Annotated in this window: 13 protein-coding genes; all 13 read left to right on the top strand. The window is 50.8% G+C overall.

Annotated elements, in window-relative coordinates:
* Positions 1 to 86: 86 nt before the first annotated feature.
* The 13 genes from ACTHR2_RS08520 (at position 87) to ACTHR2_RS08460 (ending at position 15,476) form a co-directional block, all read left to right on the top strand.
* On the top strand, positions 87 to 2,483 hold the full coding sequence (locus ACTHR2_RS08520) for a penicillin-binding protein 1A (protein ID WP_440375616.1): 2,397 nt from the start codon (positions 87 to 89) through the stop codon (positions 2,481 to 2,483).
* Positions 2,484 to 2,548: 65 nt separating this feature from the next.
* Entirely contained in the window at positions 2,549 to 3,385 is an 837-nt protein-coding gene (locus ACTHR2_RS08515) for a PHP domain-containing protein (protein ID WP_440375615.1), read from the top strand.
* Between the two features lie 135 nt (positions 3,386 to 3,520).
* Positions 3,521 to 4,363 (top strand): class II glutamine amidotransferase, encoded by an 843-nt coding sequence (locus tag ACTHR2_RS08510; protein WP_371508960.1) that lies wholly within the window; start codon positions 3,521 to 3,523, stop codon positions 4,361 to 4,363.
* 200 nt (positions 4,364 to 4,563) lie between these two features.
* Positions 4,564 to 5,016 (top strand): transcriptional regulator NrdR, encoded by a 453-nt coding sequence (nrdR, locus tag ACTHR2_RS08505; RefSeq protein ID WP_440375614.1) that lies wholly within the window; start codon positions 4,564 to 4,566, stop codon positions 5,014 to 5,016.
* A gap of 14 nt (positions 5,017 to 5,030) precedes the next feature.
* Positions 5,031 to 6,134, top strand: a complete 1,104-nt coding sequence (gene ribD / locus ACTHR2_RS08500) for a bifunctional diaminohydroxyphosphoribosylaminopyrimidine deaminase/5-amino-6-(5-phosphoribosylamino)uracil reductase RibD (RefSeq protein WP_440375613.1) — start codon at positions 5,031 to 5,033, stop codon at positions 6,132 to 6,134.
* 574 nt (positions 6,135 to 6,708) lie between these two features.
* Complete coding sequence (locus ACTHR2_RS08495; RefSeq protein WP_440375612.1) at positions 6,709 to 8,016, top strand: nucleotide sugar dehydrogenase; 1,308 nt, start codon at positions 6,709 to 6,711, stop codon at positions 8,014 to 8,016.
* A 170-nt stretch (positions 8,017 to 8,186) separates the two neighbouring features.
* Complete coding sequence (locus ACTHR2_RS08490) at positions 8,187 to 9,614, top strand: oligosaccharide flippase family protein (protein WP_440375611.1); 1,428 nt, start codon at positions 8,187 to 8,189, stop codon at positions 9,612 to 9,614.
* Positions 9,615 to 9,656: 42 nt separating this feature from the next.
* Positions 9,657 to 10,967, top strand: a complete 1,311-nt coding sequence (locus ACTHR2_RS08485) for an O-antigen ligase family protein (RefSeq protein ID WP_440375610.1) — start codon at positions 9,657 to 9,659, stop codon at positions 10,965 to 10,967.
* Entirely contained in the window at positions 10,964 to 12,034 is a 1,071-nt protein-coding gene (locus ACTHR2_RS08480; protein ID WP_254347044.1) for a glycosyltransferase family 4 protein, read from the top strand. The genes ACTHR2_RS08485 and ACTHR2_RS08480 overlap by 4 nt, the downstream gene beginning before the upstream one ends.
* 13 nt (positions 12,035 to 12,047) lie before the next feature.
* Entirely contained in the window at positions 12,048 to 13,220 is a 1,173-nt protein-coding gene (locus tag ACTHR2_RS08475; RefSeq protein ID WP_263338379.1) for a glycosyltransferase, read from the top strand.
* Positions 13,213 to 13,830: a sugar transferase gene (locus ACTHR2_RS08470; RefSeq protein ID WP_049333552.1), complete on the top strand. Its 618-nt coding sequence runs from the start codon at positions 13,213 to 13,215 to the stop codon at positions 13,828 to 13,830. The genes ACTHR2_RS08475 and ACTHR2_RS08470 overlap by 8 nt, the downstream gene beginning before the upstream one ends.
* The gene (locus ACTHR2_RS08465; RefSeq protein ID WP_263338384.1) at positions 13,817 to 14,791 is read left to right on the top strand and encodes an ATP-grasp domain-containing protein; all 975 of its coding nucleotides are present in this window, start codon (positions 13,817 to 13,819) and stop codon (positions 14,789 to 14,791) included. The genes ACTHR2_RS08470 and ACTHR2_RS08465 overlap by 14 nt, the downstream gene beginning before the upstream one ends.
* On the top strand, positions 14,784 to 15,476 hold the full coding sequence (locus ACTHR2_RS08460) for an HAD family hydrolase (protein ID WP_263338387.1): 693 nt from the start codon (positions 14,784 to 14,786) through the stop codon (positions 15,474 to 15,476). Before ACTHR2_RS08465 ends, ACTHR2_RS08460 begins: the two co-directional genes overlap by 8 nt.
* Positions 15,477 to 15,487 lie beyond the last annotated feature (11 nt).

The following is a 15,487-nucleotide window of genomic DNA, read 5'->3' as shown; positions in this document are numbered from 1 at the left end:
CTTTACACAGTATTGACTGTGGCTGATAGAAATCGTTTCCCATTTTACTTTATTTATCGCCATTAATGGCAAATTATTACTTAGTCATGATTAAAAAGATTATAACGACCTGCCTGGGTCTCTTATTGGGACTGGCTCTTTTCGGCGTGGGGCTGATTGCAATTGCAATTTTGGTCACCTATCCGAAGCTGCCGTCTTTGGACACTTTACAACACTACAAACCCAAAATGCCGCTGACGATTTATTCTTCAGACGGCCAAGTGATTGGCGTTTACGGCGAGCAACGGCGTGAATTCACCAAAATCGGTGACTTTCCCAAAGTTTTGAAAAATGCCGTGATTGCCGCCGAAGACAAACGCTTCTACGACCACTGGGGCGTGGACGTTTGGGGTGTGGCGCGCGCCGCGATCGGCAACGTCATGGCCGGCGGCGTCCAATCCGGTGCCAGTACGATTACGCAACAGGTTGCCAAAAACTTCTACCTGAGCAGCGAGCGTTCGTTCACCCGTAAATTCAACGAAGCCCTGTTGGCCTACAAAATCGAGCAGTCTTTGAGCAAAGACAAGATTTTGGAGCTGTACTTCAACCAAATCTATTTGGGTCAACGCGCTTATGGTTTTGCATCTGCAGCCCAAATTTATTTCAATAAAAATGTTAATGAATTAACATTGGCCGAAGCCGCCATGCTGGCCGGCTTGCCCAAAGCCCCTTCCGCCTACAATCCGATTGTGAACCCTGAGCGTGCCAAACTGCGTCAGGCTTATATTCTGAACAATATGCTGGAAGAAGGCATGATTACCCTGCAGCAACGCGATCAGGCTTTGAAAGAAGAGTTGCATTACGAGCGTTTTGTACAAAACATCGATCAAAGCGCCCTGTACGTTGCCGAAATGGTGCGTCAAGAGCTGTTTGAGAAATACGGCGAAGATGCCTACACTCAAGGCTTCAAGGTATACACCACCGTCGACACCGCACACCAGCGCGTGGCCACCGAAGCCCTGCGTAAAGTTCTGCGCAACTTCGACCGCGGCAGCAGCTACCGCGGTGCAGAAAACTACATTGACCTGAGCAAAAGCGACAACGTAGAAGAAACCGTCAGTCAATACCTTTCTACACTTTACACCGTCGATAAAATGATTCCGGCGGTTGTATTAGAAGCTTCTCGCAAAGGTGTACAGATTCAGTTGCCGAGCGGCCGTAAAGTCACGCTGAACAGCCACGCTTTAGGCTTTGCCGCCCGTGCCGTCAACAACGAAAAAATGGGCGAAGACCGCATCCGCCGCGGCTCCGTCATTCGTGTTAAAGGCAGCGGCGATACCTTTACCGTCGTTCAAGAGCCTTTGCTGCAAGGCGCATTGGTGTCTTTAGATGCGAAAACCGGTGCAGTCCGCGCATTAGTCGGCGGCTATGACTACCACAGCAAAACCTTCAACCGCGCAACTCAAGCCATGCGCCAACCCGGCTCGACGTTCAAACCGTTCGTTTATTCCGCCGCTTTGGCAAAAGGCATGACTGCCTCCACCATGATTAACGATGCGCCGATTTCCCTGCCGGGCAAAGGTGCAAACGGCAAAGCGTGGAACCCGAAAAATTCAGACGGCCGCTATTCCGGTTACATCACGCTGCGCCAGGCTTTGACCGCTTCGAAAAACATGGTGTCCATCCGCATCCTGATGTCTATCGGTATCGGTTACGCGCAACAATACATCCAACGCTTCGGCTTCAAGCCGTCTGAAATCCCTGCTAGCCTGTCTATGGCTTTGGGTACAGGCGAAACCACCCCGTTGCGTATTGCAGAAGGTTACAGCGTCTTTGCCAACGGCGGTTACAAAATATCTGCCTATGTCATCGACAAAATCTACGACAGCCAAGGCCGTCTGAGAGCGCAAATGCAGCCTTTGGTAGCCGGTGAAAACGCACCTCAAGCCATTGACCCGCGCAACGCTTACATCATGTACAAAATCATGCAGGACGTTGTCCGTGTCGGTACCGCACGCGGTGCAGCCGCACTCGGCCGCGCCGACATCGCCGGTAAAACCGGTACCACCAACGACAACAAAGACGCATGGTTTGTCGGCTTCAACCCTAGCGTTGTGACTGCCGTCTATATCGGCTTTGACAAACCGCGCAGCATGGGTCGTGCAGGTTACGGTGGTACAATCGCCGTACCGGTATGGGTAGAATACATGCGCTTTGCCCTGAAAGGCACCAGCGTCAAACCGATGAAAGCCCCTGAGGGCGTGGTTTCGAACGGCGGCGAAGTGTATATGCGCGAACGCATGACCACCAGCTCCGACCTGGCCTTGGACAACAGCGGCGTTGCACCGCGTCCCGCTCAACCTGCCCGTCGCGCGGTTCCGAATGAAAACCGCCGCCGCACCGAGAGCGGCAATGCGCCAGCCCGTGAAGAATCAGACGAAACCCCAGTTCTGCCAAGCAATACCGGCAACAATAACAGACAACAACTGGACTCTCTGTTCTAATGTTCTAAAGTAAGGCCGTCTGAAACGTTCAGACGGCCTTTTTTAAGAAAATTCAAAGCAAAACCATGATTGATTTACACTGCCATTCGACCGTTTCAGACGGCATGCTCTCCCCAACCGAAGTCGTCCGACTCGCCCGTCAAAACGGTTGCACCCTACTCGCCCTGACCGACCACGACCATACCGGCGGACTTGCCGAAGCGCGCGCCGAAGCCAATACCCTCGGCCTCTCCTTCGTCAACGGCGTGGAAATATCCGTCACTTGGCGCGGCCGCACCATCCACGTTGTCGGCTTGGACTTTGACGAACACAACGAAACCCTGCAAAGCCTGCTTGCCGAAGTCCGCAAAGGCCGTCTGAAACGATTGGAAGCCATCGCCGCCAAATTGGAGAAAAAAGGCATAACAGGCACGTATGAAGGCGCGCTGGCATTAGCTGCCAACAAAGAAATGGCCAGCCGCACCCACATTGCCGAATTCCTCATCCGCGAAGGCCATGTCAAAAACAAACAGCAGGCATTTACCAAATATCTGGGCGACGGCAAATCCTGTTCCGTCAAACACGAATGGGCCACACTGGAAGACTGTGTAGCCGCGATTACAGGCGCAGGCGGCATGGCCATTATTGCCCACCCGATGCGCTATGAATTATCCGCCACCGCCAAACGAAACCTGTTTCAAGAATTTAAAAATCTCGGCGGCGCAGGAATTGAAGTGCACAGCGGCAACTGCTGCAAAAACGACCGCCTCAACTATGCCCTGCTTGCCGACCGCTTCGACTTTCTCGCCAGCGCAGGCAGCGACTTCCACCGCCCCAACGACTTCAGCGGCGGCATACTCGGCGCCTGTCCCGACTTACCCGAACAATGCCGCCCGGTCTGGGAACACTTTAAGGCCGTCTGAATTTTTGACAGCAATTTTTCAGACGGCCCGCCAAGTATGAGACAGTTATAAACATATCACACTCTACATATTGAAACTGCCTGCCCGATACACCATAATAACCCTATAAATACCCCAAAAATAAAGGTTAACGCCATGTGCCAACTGCTCGGCATGAATTGCAACACTCCCACAGACATCATGTTTTCTTTTGAAGGCTTCCGCCGTCGTGGCGGCATTACCGACCACCATGCCGACGGCTTCGGTATCGGTTTTTTTGAAGGCAAAGGCGTGCGCTTGTTTCACGACGACAAGCCCAGCGCCAACTCTCCCGTTGCCGACTTGGTGCGCGCCTACCAAATCAAATCTGAAAACGTTATCGCCCATATCCGCAAGGCCTCACAAGGCCAGACCTCACTAGCAAACACTCATCCCTTCATGCGCGAGATGTGGGGCGAATATTGGCTGTTTGCCCACAACGGCCATTTGATTGATTTTTTTCCTGAGCAGGGCGAGTACTACCATGCCGTCGGCACGACCGATTCCGAACGCGCGTTCTGCTTTATCCTCAACCGCCTGCGCAGCCGCTTTGCCACCAAGCCCGAACCTGAAGTTTTGTTTGATGCCATCGCCGGCCTGACCCATGAAATCCGCCGCTATGGCTTGTTTAATTTCGTGATGTCCAACGGCGACTGCCTGTTTGCCCACGCCAGTACCTTACTGCACTACATCGTGCGCAAAGCCCCGTTTGGCAAAGCGCGTTTGCTGGACGATGATGTCATGGTCGATTTTTCAGAAGTGACCACCCCGAACGATAAAGTTTCCGTCATCGCCACCCTGCCCCTGACGCGAGATGAAACCTGGTCGCAATTGGCAGTCAATGAATTGGTGATGTTTCAAGACGGCGACATTGTCCTCAGCGACCGCCCCGAAAATCCGGTTTATATGAGTGCGGAAGAAGGTTTGGAAATCGCCCGTGCCGTCGGCGTATCGGTTTAACGGTTGATTGACTGAAAAACTCAAGGCCGTCTGAAAAGCCCGACTTCGCCAAAGTTGCCCTTTCAGACGGCCTTTTTATACCTAAATTCTACGCAAAAGCCTTTACTATACGAAAATAACGCAATCCGCTACAATAATAGTTCACAAACAATAAATTCAATTGCTTAGCGACCTTGCCGAGCGTATGACAAGGAAACCCGATGAAGTGCCCGTTTTGCCAACACCCCAACACTCAAGTAACCGACTCGCGATGGCTGGAAGACACCAACAGCATCCGCCGTCGCCGCAAATGCTTGGAATGCGGACAACGCTTCAGCACTTTTGAAACCGTTGAAATGCGGATGCCGCAAGTCATCAAATCCAACAGCACACGGGTTCCCTTCAATGCGCACAAACTGCAGACCAGCCTTGAGCGCGCGCTGCACAAACGCCCTGTCACACAAGAACAAATCGATGAAACCGTTGCTCTTATTGAGCAACGCCTCTACCGTTTGGGCAAAAAAGAAATTGCTTCGCGCATCGTCGGCGAAATGGCGATGGAAGAGCTGGCAAAAATCGACCAAGTCGCTTATGTCCGCTTCGCGTCCGTCTATAAAAGCTTTAAAGACGTATCCGAATTCACCCAAGTCATTGCCGAATGCAAAGCCAAATAAGGTCGTCTAAAACCATGTTTTCCGCACTTGATACCCAAATGATGCAAACCGCCCTCGAGCTGGCAAAGCTTGGGCGGTTTTCTACTTCCCCCAATCCCCGCGTCGGTTGCGTAATTGCACACGGCGCCCAAATCATCGGTCAAGGTTTCCACGTCAAAGCAGGCGAGCCGCACGCTGAAGTCCACGCGTTGAGGCAGGCCGGAGCGGCGGCAAAAGGCGCAACAGCCTATGTCACGCTGGAACCTTGCAGCCATTACGGCCGTACACCGCCATGTGCCGAAGCGCTGGTTCATTCCGGCGTAACGCGCGTGGTCACCGCCATGACCGACCCTAACCCGTTGGTCGCAGGCAAAGGCTTATCTATGCTGGAAGCCGCCGGAATCCGTACCGAAAGCGGTTTGTTAGAAGCGCAGGCGCGCGAGCTCAACCGCGGTTTCCTGTCGCGTATCGAACGCGGCAGACCGTTTGTCCGCCTCAAATGCGCCGCCAGTTTGGACGGTAAAACCGCCCTTTCAGATGGTCGCAGCTTTTGGATTACCGGCGAAGCAGCACGCGAAGACGTACAAATTCTCCGTGCCGAAAGTTGCGCCGTTTTGACCGGTATCGGTACCGTACTTGCCGACAACCCGAAACTCAACGTCCGTAGCTTCCCCACCCTGCGCCAACCTGCGCGTATCGTCTTGGACAGCCGACTGCAAATCCCTTTGGACTGCCACCTCGTGACCGATACCGAAAGCCCGACCATTATCGTTACCCTTTCCTCAGACGAACAACGTTTGCAGGCGCTGGGTAAATTTGAACATATCCGCATCATCAGGCCGTCTGAACACATCAACGGCCGCATCAATCTTCTTTCACTCATGCCGCAACTGGCAGAGCTTGGCTTTGGCGAAGTTCTGGTAGAAGCCGGCTCAACACTTGCCTCAGCCTTCCTGAAGGATGACTTGGTGGATGAAATCGTCCTCTACCAAGCGCCGAAACTATTGGGCGCAGGCAAACCTCTTTTCTCCCTTCCTGAAAATCCGACCGCCCTACTTTCAGACGGCCCTTGGCAAAGTCAATCAGTAGAAATCATCGGGCAGGACATTAAATGGGTTCTCCGGAAAAAATCCGTCTAATTGCCTCAATTTAATAATCAAACCACTTTTAATAGGATATATCTATCATTTACATAGCAATAAATGTAATTTTTTCGTCAATATATTATAATGACTTTAGCGTATTCCAATTTAAAACTTTGACTTAAGTTAACTATCCTCAAGCCGATTGTCGACAAATTTTCCTTTTTTTCATCACGAAATAATGGATTATTAAGATAAGTTAAGCTACGAAAATTTATTAAAAGTTTTTATTCTAGAAGGGTTTTAAACGGCATAAACGGTAGTTTCATTTCATGAATCATACATTTGACAAAACAATATCTAAAATCAAAACATGTGGTTGAATGTAATTTCTAAAAATTAAGCATTCAAAAATACCGTTTCCATACCATAGAGGCCGTCTGAACGACCGTTAAACTTTTTTGATTGAGACGAATCAGATAAGTGCTTATGATTTTGTCTAATGTAATTATAAGTATGGTTTTAAGGCTTCACACGATACGGCAGCCGGCTATGGCTATGCGGTTGCAGCAAACAACTCAGGCATCGGGCAAACACTCCCGATTTACTCATTCATTACACGAAAGACATCATGAAAAACATTACGATACAAAAATTCGCCGATAAGACCGCAAAAATCGGCATCGTCGGCTTAGGCTACGTCGGTTTACCACTGATGCTGCGCTATGTGGATATCGGTTACCAAGTTTTGGGTTTCGACATTGACACCAACAAAGTCGACAAGCTCAACAAAGGCGAAAGCTACATCGAACATATCTCTTCCGACAAAATTGCCGCTGCTTCCAACAGCCTGTTTGAAGCAACGACCGACTTCTCCCGCATCGGCGAAGTAGAAGCCGTCATTTTGTGCGTACCGACTCCGCTGAACAAATACCGCGAGCCGGATATGAGCTTTGTGATCGACACTACCGATGCGGTAAAACCTTACCTGCGCGCCGGTCAAGTGCTGTCTTTGGAATCCACCACCTACCCCGGCACTACCGAAGAAGAATTGCTGCCACGCATGGAAGAAGGCGGCTTGAAAGTCGGTCAAGACGTGTTCTTGGTTTACTCTCCTGAGCGTGAAGACCCGGGTAACCCTAACTTTGAAACCCGTACCATTCCAAAAGTCATCGGCGGCCATACCCCAGCGTGTTTGGAAGTCGGCCTTGCGCTGTACCAACCTGCCATCGATAAAGTTGTTCCAGTAAGCTCCACCAAAGCTGCCGAGCTGACCAAACTTCTGGAAAACATCCACCGCGCCGTAAACATCGGTTTGGTGAACGAGATGAAAATCGTTGCCGACAAAATGGGCATCGACATTCACGAAGTCATCAATGCCGCTGCAACCAAACCGTTCGGCTTCGTTGCTTATTATCCAGGCCCTGGCTTGGGCGGCCACTGTATCCCTATCGACCCGTTCTACCTGACTTGGAAAGCACGCGAATACGGTGTAAACACACGTTTCATCGAGCTGGCAGGCGAAGTGAACTCCCACATGCCCGACTACGTTATCGAAAAAGTCGGCCTGGCTTTGAACGACCACAACCGTTCCATCAAAGACAGCAAAATCTTGGTATTGGGTATCGCCTACAAGAAAAACGTAGACGATATGCGTGAGAGCCCGTCTGTGGAAGTTATGGACCGCCTGCACAAACTGGGCGCAGTGGTTTCCTACTCTGATCCACACGTTCCAGAGTTCCCACATATCCCCGGCCATCACTACTTCGACCTGAAGAGCGAAGCGCTGACCCCTGAAATTGTCGCCCAATACGATTGTGTGGTTCTGACCACCGATCACGACAAATTCGACTATGACATGATCACCGAACATGCCAAGCTGATTGTCGATACACGCGGCAAATTCCCAGTGAAAAATCCTAAAGTCATCAAAGCATAATCTTGATTCAGACGCATCCGGCTGCCTCCGGTTTCCCCGACCGGGACGGCGGCCGGTTTCCCAAGGCCATTTGTTTTTTTCAGACGGCCTTGGCAAACCGGCAACGGTAACAACGCATCTCTTACGAAAAACGCTCAGCTCGAACTTCCGGCCGTCTGAAAACAAATAATATGAACGCGAAAAAAATCCTCGGCTACGCATTGGGCCCGATAGGAAGCGCCGCTTTTGGCCTGCTTTCCCTGCCGCTCATCTCATGGTACTTCCCTGCGGAAGACATCGGCCGTATCGTACTCTTGCAGACCATTGCCGGACTGAGCATCCTGTTGCTGGGCTTGGGGCTGGACCAATCCTATATTCGCGACTATTACGCCGTTAAAGACAAGGCCGCGCTGTTCAAATCCGTTTTTTTATCGCCATTGCTTCTGACTATGGCGGTTGTGGTTTTAGTGTTACTGATAAACGCATCATGGCCGTCTGAAATCATTTTTGACATCCCCAGTGCAAATTTGGGGATTCTCTTTCTGATTTTCTTGGCCACCACGCTGATTATCCGTTTTTTAGCCTTGATTTTGCGGATGAAAGAGCAGGCATTGGCTTTTTCCGTCAGCCAGCTTGCGCCGAAATTCTTGATTTTGGTGTTGGTTTTTGCCGTGATCGCTTCCGGCTTGCCTGCCAATACCACTTCGCTGGTCTTTGCCTACACCGCAGCCCAAGTGCTGACCGTTGTACTGTTGATATATCAGCTGCGCCAAGACCTGCAAGCCGTTTCCCATGCGAAATGGTCGTCCGAGCTGCATCGGGACGGCCTGCGCTACGGCCTGCCGCTGGCATTCGGCAACTTAGCCTATTGGGGCCTGACTTCGATTGACCGCTTCGTCCTCAAAAACATCTCGGGTTTGGACGAATTGGGCATTTATTCGATGGCAGTCAGCTTTGGCGCCGTCGCCCTGATTTTCCAAAGCGTGTTTTCCACCATTTGGGCGCCTTTGGTGTTCAAATGGGTAGAAGAAAACACCAATCTGGACAAAATCGGCGACATCACGCTTTCCATGACCGTCCTCATCAGCGCAATGATTTGCCTCATCGGGATTTTTTCGCCGATGGCGACCTGGATACTGCCGGAAAAATACACGCAGGTTCAATTTATCCTGCTCTCGTGTATGCTCTTCCCCCTGTTTTACACGCTGACCGAAGTCAGCGGCATCGGTTTGAACGTCGTCCGCTCGACTTGGCTGATTACCGTCATCAACATCGTTGCCTTTATCGCCAATACCGCCCTGCTCTATCTGCTGGTGCCGAAATTTGGTGCAAAAGGTGCGGCTATGGCCAGCGCAACGGCTTTTTGGCTGTTTTTCATCTTGAAAACCGAATTCTCTTCACGCCTGTGGCAGCCTTTGCCGCGCCTGAAGATTTATACCAACTCAACGCTCTGCCTGATGATCTGCCTTGCCTACACTTGGCTGGGTACGCGCGACAACTACATTTGGTTTGCGCTGGCATGGGCAGTCGGACTGGGTTTCCTGTTCCTAAAATACAAACACGCACTATTTGCCGCGACCGAAAAAATCAAAGCCAAATTAAACCGTTCGGCAAAATAGCCAACCTGAGATTCACGTCTCTACGATAACAACAGAACGACTATGAAAATAAAACGTCTGAACTTATACACTTACATCCTATACATCATGCTCGCAGCCTATATGCTGGGGCCCGCGCTGTCCTTTAAGGTCGGCGTACCGCGTATCGACAACCCGCTGACCCTGATATTTGTACTGCTTGGTTTTGTCGCATTTTTTCTGGAAAGCAAGCATATTCCGCGCAAGATTTTTGCCATGCTCTGCGCCCTGACCGCTATGTGCATCTGGCCTGCCATCCATATGGGCATTACGTCGCTGACACCGACGCAGTACATGGATATTTTGTTTTTTATGGCGGTTCCGGCTTTCTTCTACTTGTTTTACCAAGTATTGAAGCGCGCCGACGACCCTTTGGGAACGATTCAGAAGTTCCTCATCGTATTTACGCTGTTTATCGCCGTACCGCCGTTTGCAGAGCTGGCCACCGGTATTCAGTTTGTGAGTGCCAGCGATGAGTTGGCTATTGATGAAGGCTCGCTCAAAGGCTTGTTCTTTAACCCGAACAACCTTGCCGCCACCGCGGTCTGCCTTGCGCCTGCCATTTTGTTTTTCTTCCAACTCCAAGGACGAAAACACAAAGAAAAACTGCTGGGCTGGGGTTTGTTCCTGCTGTTGGGCATGGCCATTTTCGCCAGCGTATCGCGTACCGCCATCGGCTGTTACCTGTTGATTTTGTTGGTTTATACAGCCTATCGCAAAAACGGTTTTATTACGGTCGGCGTCGCTGGTTTGCTGGCGTTGGTGTTGTCGATGATTCCATCACGCGCGATTGCGGAATTTTTGCTGTCGCTCAACGGCAACCAGTTTTTGGAACGCTTTTCTAGCCGCGTGTACCTCTTCCTGTACGACTTAGGCAGCGACAACTCCGTGTCCTACCGTCAGGAGATTTACAACTACTTCTGGAACAATCCGCCCCTGCTGCTGACCGGCTACGGTCCTAAAAACTTCCGCGAATATTTCGGCGGCCATTTGAGCGGCAGCTTGGGCTTTGAAAACCCGCACAGCTTCATCATCGAGCTGTATCTGGGTTTCGGCATGATTTCCTTACTCGGCTTTATTGCCTTTGTGGCGTGTTATTTCCTCTACACCACCTCAAACCGCGCAGTAACCGGCAAATCGCGCGTTTTGGCTTGGGTTGCCTTGGGCATTTTCCTGCTGGCCGGTTTTATTCCGTCCACCATTTTGCGTATGCCGTTTATCTGGCTGCCCTGCCTGCTGATTTTTATTTACAGCGTATTTGTTGCGCCCAAGCTGAAAGATATGGCCGCTTACGCATACAATGAAACACTATACGATACGAAGAAACCATCATGAAAATCATCCTGACTACTTCCATGTCCGGCCTCGGTGGCACTGAAAACGCCACTTTCCGCCTCGGCCGCCTGCTCAAACAACGCGGACACGATATCGTATTGGCCTCTTCAGACGGCCCTTTGATTCAGGAAGCGCAAGCATTGGGCATCCGTTGGCAGCCGATTGATTTTTACCAAGGCGGATTATTGGGTTACGTCAAAGGCATGTTTGCCTATATGAAACTGCTGAAAAAAGAGAAACCTGATGTGATTCACTGCCAAATGGCGCGTATCGTTCCGGCCTGCGCCATTGCGGCCAAGTTTGCCTCGCCGAAAACCAAAGTGTTCTACCACGCGCGCGGCCTTGATCCGGAAACTTATCCGAAAATTGCCAAGCTTTTCGATAAGCTGGGCGTGTACATCATCGGCAACTGCAAACACGAACGCGAAAAACTCATCCGTTACGGTTTCCCTGCCAACCGCATCACCTACACTTACAACGCCCTGCACAAAGCAGATTTCGTTCCTGAAAAAACGGTCAAAGACTATGTCCAACTGGGCACGCTTTCCCGTTTGGACACCGTCCGCGCCGTGCATCTGATGTTGGATATTTTGAAGAAAATGGTTGACCGCGGTATGCCTGTACGCCTCAACGTTGCAGGTATCGGCGAAGAAATGGACAACCTCAAAGCCCAAGCCAAACGTTTGGGCATTGAAGACAAAGTCACCTTCCTCGGCGGTGTCCGCGACTTGACCGGCTACTTCAAAGAAGTCGATATTTTGGTGAACACGCCGCATTGCGTAGGCGACCACGGCGCAGGTGTCGGCAACAATATTTTGGAAGCCGGCCTTTACGACACGCCTGTCGTGACCTACAACATGGCGGGCATTTCCGAAATGGTCATCACCGGCCAAACCGGCTACTGCATTCCTTTCGGCGATGACGAAGCGTTTATCGAAGCCGTCGATACACTCATCAAGCATCCAGAGTTGCGCAGTCAAATGGGCAAAGCCCTGCACAAACATGTCGAAACCTTATGCTCCGACGACGAAATCTACCGCACCACCATGGCTGCGTACGAAATGTAAGGCCGTCTGAAACATGAACATTACCATCGTCGCCCCTTATTGCTCGCTGCCTTCCGAGCCGCATTTCAACCGCTTCTGGTATCTTGCCGAGCTGTTGTCGCAGTCGCATGACGTGTTGCTGATTACCAGCAACTTCAAGCACTACGACAAATCTTTCAGACGGCCCGAAGATGCCGAGGCCGCCTCACAAGGCCGTCTGAAAGTCATGCTGTTGGAAGAAAGCGGATACAGCAAAAACGTGTCTTTGGGACGCGTGACCAGCCATCACCGCTTTGTCAAACATTTTGAAAAATGGTTGGAAAACTGCCGTCCGGGCGAACAAGACGTCGTCTTTTCCGCCTATCCGCTGATTGCCACCAACCTGCTGTTGGGCAAACACAAAACGCGTTTGGGCTACAAACTGATTGTCGATGTGCAGGATGTATGGCCGGAGTCTTTCTCCTCGGTCGTACCGTTTTTGAAAAAAGTACCGCACAACCTGCTGCCCTTTGCTTCACGCGCCAACCAAGCCTACCGCTACGCCGATGCGCTGGTTGCCGTATCGCAGACTTATCTCGACCGCACCAAAGAAGCCAATCCGAACGTACCCGGCGAAGTCGTCTATATCGGCGCTGATTTTCCCAAACTCGATGCCGCGCCTGCTAAAGATTTTGGCGACGACAAAACCCGCTTTTTCTACTTGGGCACGCTCAGTTACAGCTATGACGTGGAAACCGTGTGCAAAGGCGTTCGCAAACTGTTGGATGCCGGCGAAAACGTCGAATTGCACATCATGGGCGGTGGCCCCGATTTGGAGAGGCTCAAACAATATGCCTGCGACGGCATCAAGTTCTACGGCTACATTCCTTACGCCGAAATGATGTCGGTCGCCAAAGGCTGCGACATTTCCGTCAACGCCATCCACTCTTACGCCATGCAGTCGATTACCAACAAACTGTCCGACTATATGGCTTTGCAAAAACCGATTCTGAACAGCCAGGTCAACGACGAAGTTGCCAAAGTCCTTACCCTGCTGCCGCATGCGAACTACCGTTCCGGCGATGTGGACGGTTTCGTTCAAGCCGCCAAAGATATTCTGAAGCGCAAAAACGATCCTGTTCAGTCCGAAGAAATCGTCCGCCGCTTCAAACGCGACGTTGCCTATCAAAAAATCGTCAACCTGATTGAAAGATTAGCTCATGAATAAATTTTTCAAACGCCTGTTTGACATTGTTGCCTCCGCTTCGGGGCTGATTATCCTGTCGCCTGTGTTTTTGATTTTGGTGTACCTCATCCGCAAAAACTTAGGCTCGCCTGTGTTCTTCATCCAAGAGCGGCCGGGCAAGGATGGCAAGCCGTTTAAAATGATTAAATTCCGCTCCATGCGCGATGCAATCGATAAAGACGGCAACCCGCTACCGGACAGCGAACGCCTGACCGATTTCGGCAAAAAATTACGTGCTACCAGTTTGGACGAACTTCCTGAATTATGGAATGTCTTAAAAGGCGAGATGAGTCTAGTTGGCCCTCGTCCGCTGCTGATGCACTACCTGCCGTTGTACAACGACTTCCAAAACCGCCGCCACGAAATGAAACCGGGCGTGACCGGTTGGGCGCAAGTCAATGGCCGCAACGCCATTTCATGGGATGAAAAATTCGCCCACGATGTTTGGTACATCGACAACTTCAGCTTTTGGCTGGATATCAAAATTTTGTTCCTGACGGTTAAAAAAGTCTTCGTCAAAGAAGGCATCTCAGCCGAAGGAGAAGCCACCATGCCTTATTTCACGGGTAATAAAACTGATGAAAAAAAATAACATACTGATTCTGTCGGCAGGTCGCCGTGTCGAATTGGTGCAGGACTTCCAAACCGAAGCCGCACGTTTTTCAGACGGCATCGGCGTTTTTGCCACTGACCTCAACCCCCACATGTCTTCTGCCTGCCATGTTGCCGACCGCGCTTTCAGCGTGCCGCGCATCGATGCAGCCGAATACATTGACAGCATTTTAGAGCTGGCCAAACAACACGACATCGGTCTGATTGTGCCAACCATCGATACCGAGCTGCTCAAACTGGCCGAAGCACGTGACCGTTTTGAAGCTGAAGGAATACATATTGTCATTTCCGATGCAAAACTGATTACCCTGTGCCGCGACAAGCGCCTGACCGCTGGCCTGTTTGCACAATACGGCATCCGTTCGCCTGAAATTTACGAACGTGACCGCTTGGTTTTCCCATGTTTTGCCAAGCCTTATGACGGCAGCCGCGCCATCGGTGCGAAAAAAATCAACACACCGGCTGATTTGACTGTCGACATTACCGAAGACCCGAAAATGATGTTCGCCCAATACATCGATATTGAGAATACTTTCTCCGAGTTTACCGTCGATATGTATTACGACCGTCAAGGCCGTCTGAAATGCGCCATCCCTCGCGAACGTTTGGAAGTGCGCACCGGCGAAGTCAGCAAAGGCGCAACCCGACGCAATGCCCTATATGAAGAGCTGGTTGAAAAAATGGCCGTATTGGAAGGCGCACGCGGCTGCATTACCGCGCAATTCTTCGTCAGCAAAACCGACAGCACAACCTACGGTGTGGAAATCAACCCGCGCTTCGGCGGCGGTTTTCCACTGACTTACGCCGCAGGCGGCAACTATCCGGGCTGGCTGATTCAAGAATATATCGGCAGCCAAGACGTCCCGTTCTCCGACGACTGGGAAAACAATTTAATCATGCTTCGTTACGATGCTAAAGTTTTGGTAAGAGAACATGATTAAGCCGGAAGAATCCGTCATCGTCTTCGATCTTGACGATACGCTTTACTCTGAGTACGACTACAAATGCTCCGGAATACAGGCAGTTGTAGGGATAATTACGTCGCTTTATCCACAACACGATGCCGACGTACTAAATGAAATTGCAGACAATAAAAGTAAAGACTGGCTCGACAATTTGTGTCATCATTGCAAATTAAACGAACTAGAGAAACAATCACTTTTGTGGCAATATCGACTACATAGGCCTGTTATCCGACCTTATGTCGAACCGTCTTTTTTACGGAAGCTGATGCGCCCTTTTGCCGCACGCGCCCTAATTACAGACGGCCGCAGTCTGACACAGCGTTTGAAAATACAGGCCTTGGGTTTGACCGATTTGTTTGACGACATTTTGATTTCGGAAGCCATGCAATCGGAAAAACCCGACGATAAGCGTTTTGTCTTCCTGCAAAACAAATATCCGGCTGCAAAACGTTTCATCTACATCGGCGACAACATCAAAAAAGATTTTGTCGCACCAAACAAACTGGGTTGGCTCTCCATAGGCATCATGCCTAAGCCGCACAATATTCATCAAGCCGAGCCCGAGCAATACGGTCGTGAATACCAGCCCACCCTTTGGATAAACACCCTGGAAGAATTGACTACACTGACAACTTCCGCCACCGAAAAAGCAAATGCATAAGGGACATTTCT

It is taken from the genome of Neisseria sp. P0006.S004 (assembly GCF_051963015.1).
GTDB lineage: Bacteria > Pseudomonadota > Gammaproteobacteria > Burkholderiales > Neisseriaceae > Neisseria.
Note: the sequence above shows the minus strand (reverse complement) of the source record. Positions and strands in the feature narration are given on the sequence as shown.

What these genes read in the sequence shown, in the direction of transcription:
- ACTHR2_RS08520 (WP_440375616.1), top strand. Translation starts at nt 87, where the DNA reads ATGATTAAAAAGATTATAACGACCTGCCTGGGTCTCTTATTGGGACTG.
- ACTHR2_RS08515 (WP_440375615.1), top strand. Translation starts at nt 2,549, where the DNA reads ATGATTGATTTACACTGCCATTCGACCGTTTCAGACGGCATGCTCTCC.
- ACTHR2_RS08510 (WP_371508960.1), top strand. Translation starts at nt 3,521, where the DNA reads ATGTGCCAACTGCTCGGCATGAATTGCAACACTCCCACAGACATCATG.
- nrdR (WP_440375614.1), top strand. Translation starts at nt 4,564, where the DNA reads ATGAAGTGCCCGTTTTGCCAACACCCCAACACTCAAGTAACCGACTCG.
- ribD (WP_440375613.1), top strand. Translation starts at nt 5,031, where the DNA reads ATGTTTTCCGCACTTGATACCCAAATGATGCAAACCGCCCTCGAGCTG.
- ACTHR2_RS08495 (WP_440375612.1), top strand. Translation starts at nt 6,709, where the DNA reads ATGAAAAACATTACGATACAAAAATTCGCCGATAAGACCGCAAAAATC.
- ACTHR2_RS08490 (WP_440375611.1), top strand. Translation starts at nt 8,187, where the DNA reads ATGAACGCGAAAAAAATCCTCGGCTACGCATTGGGCCCGATAGGAAGC.
- ACTHR2_RS08485 (WP_440375610.1), top strand. Translation starts at nt 9,657, where the DNA reads ATGAAAATAAAACGTCTGAACTTATACACTTACATCCTATACATCATG.
- ACTHR2_RS08480 (WP_254347044.1), top strand. Translation starts at nt 10,964, where the DNA reads ATGAAAATCATCCTGACTACTTCCATGTCCGGCCTCGGTGGCACTGAA.
- ACTHR2_RS08475 (WP_263338379.1), top strand. Translation starts at nt 12,048, where the DNA reads ATGAACATTACCATCGTCGCCCCTTATTGCTCGCTGCCTTCCGAGCCG.
- ACTHR2_RS08470 (WP_049333552.1), top strand. Translation starts at nt 13,213, where the DNA reads ATGAATAAATTTTTCAAACGCCTGTTTGACATTGTTGCCTCCGCTTCG.
- ACTHR2_RS08465 (WP_263338384.1), top strand. Translation starts at nt 13,817, where the DNA reads ATGAAAAAAAATAACATACTGATTCTGTCGGCAGGTCGCCGTGTCGAA.
- ACTHR2_RS08460 (WP_263338387.1), top strand. Translation starts at nt 14,784, where the DNA reads ATGATTAAGCCGGAAGAATCCGTCATCGTCTTCGATCTTGACGATACG.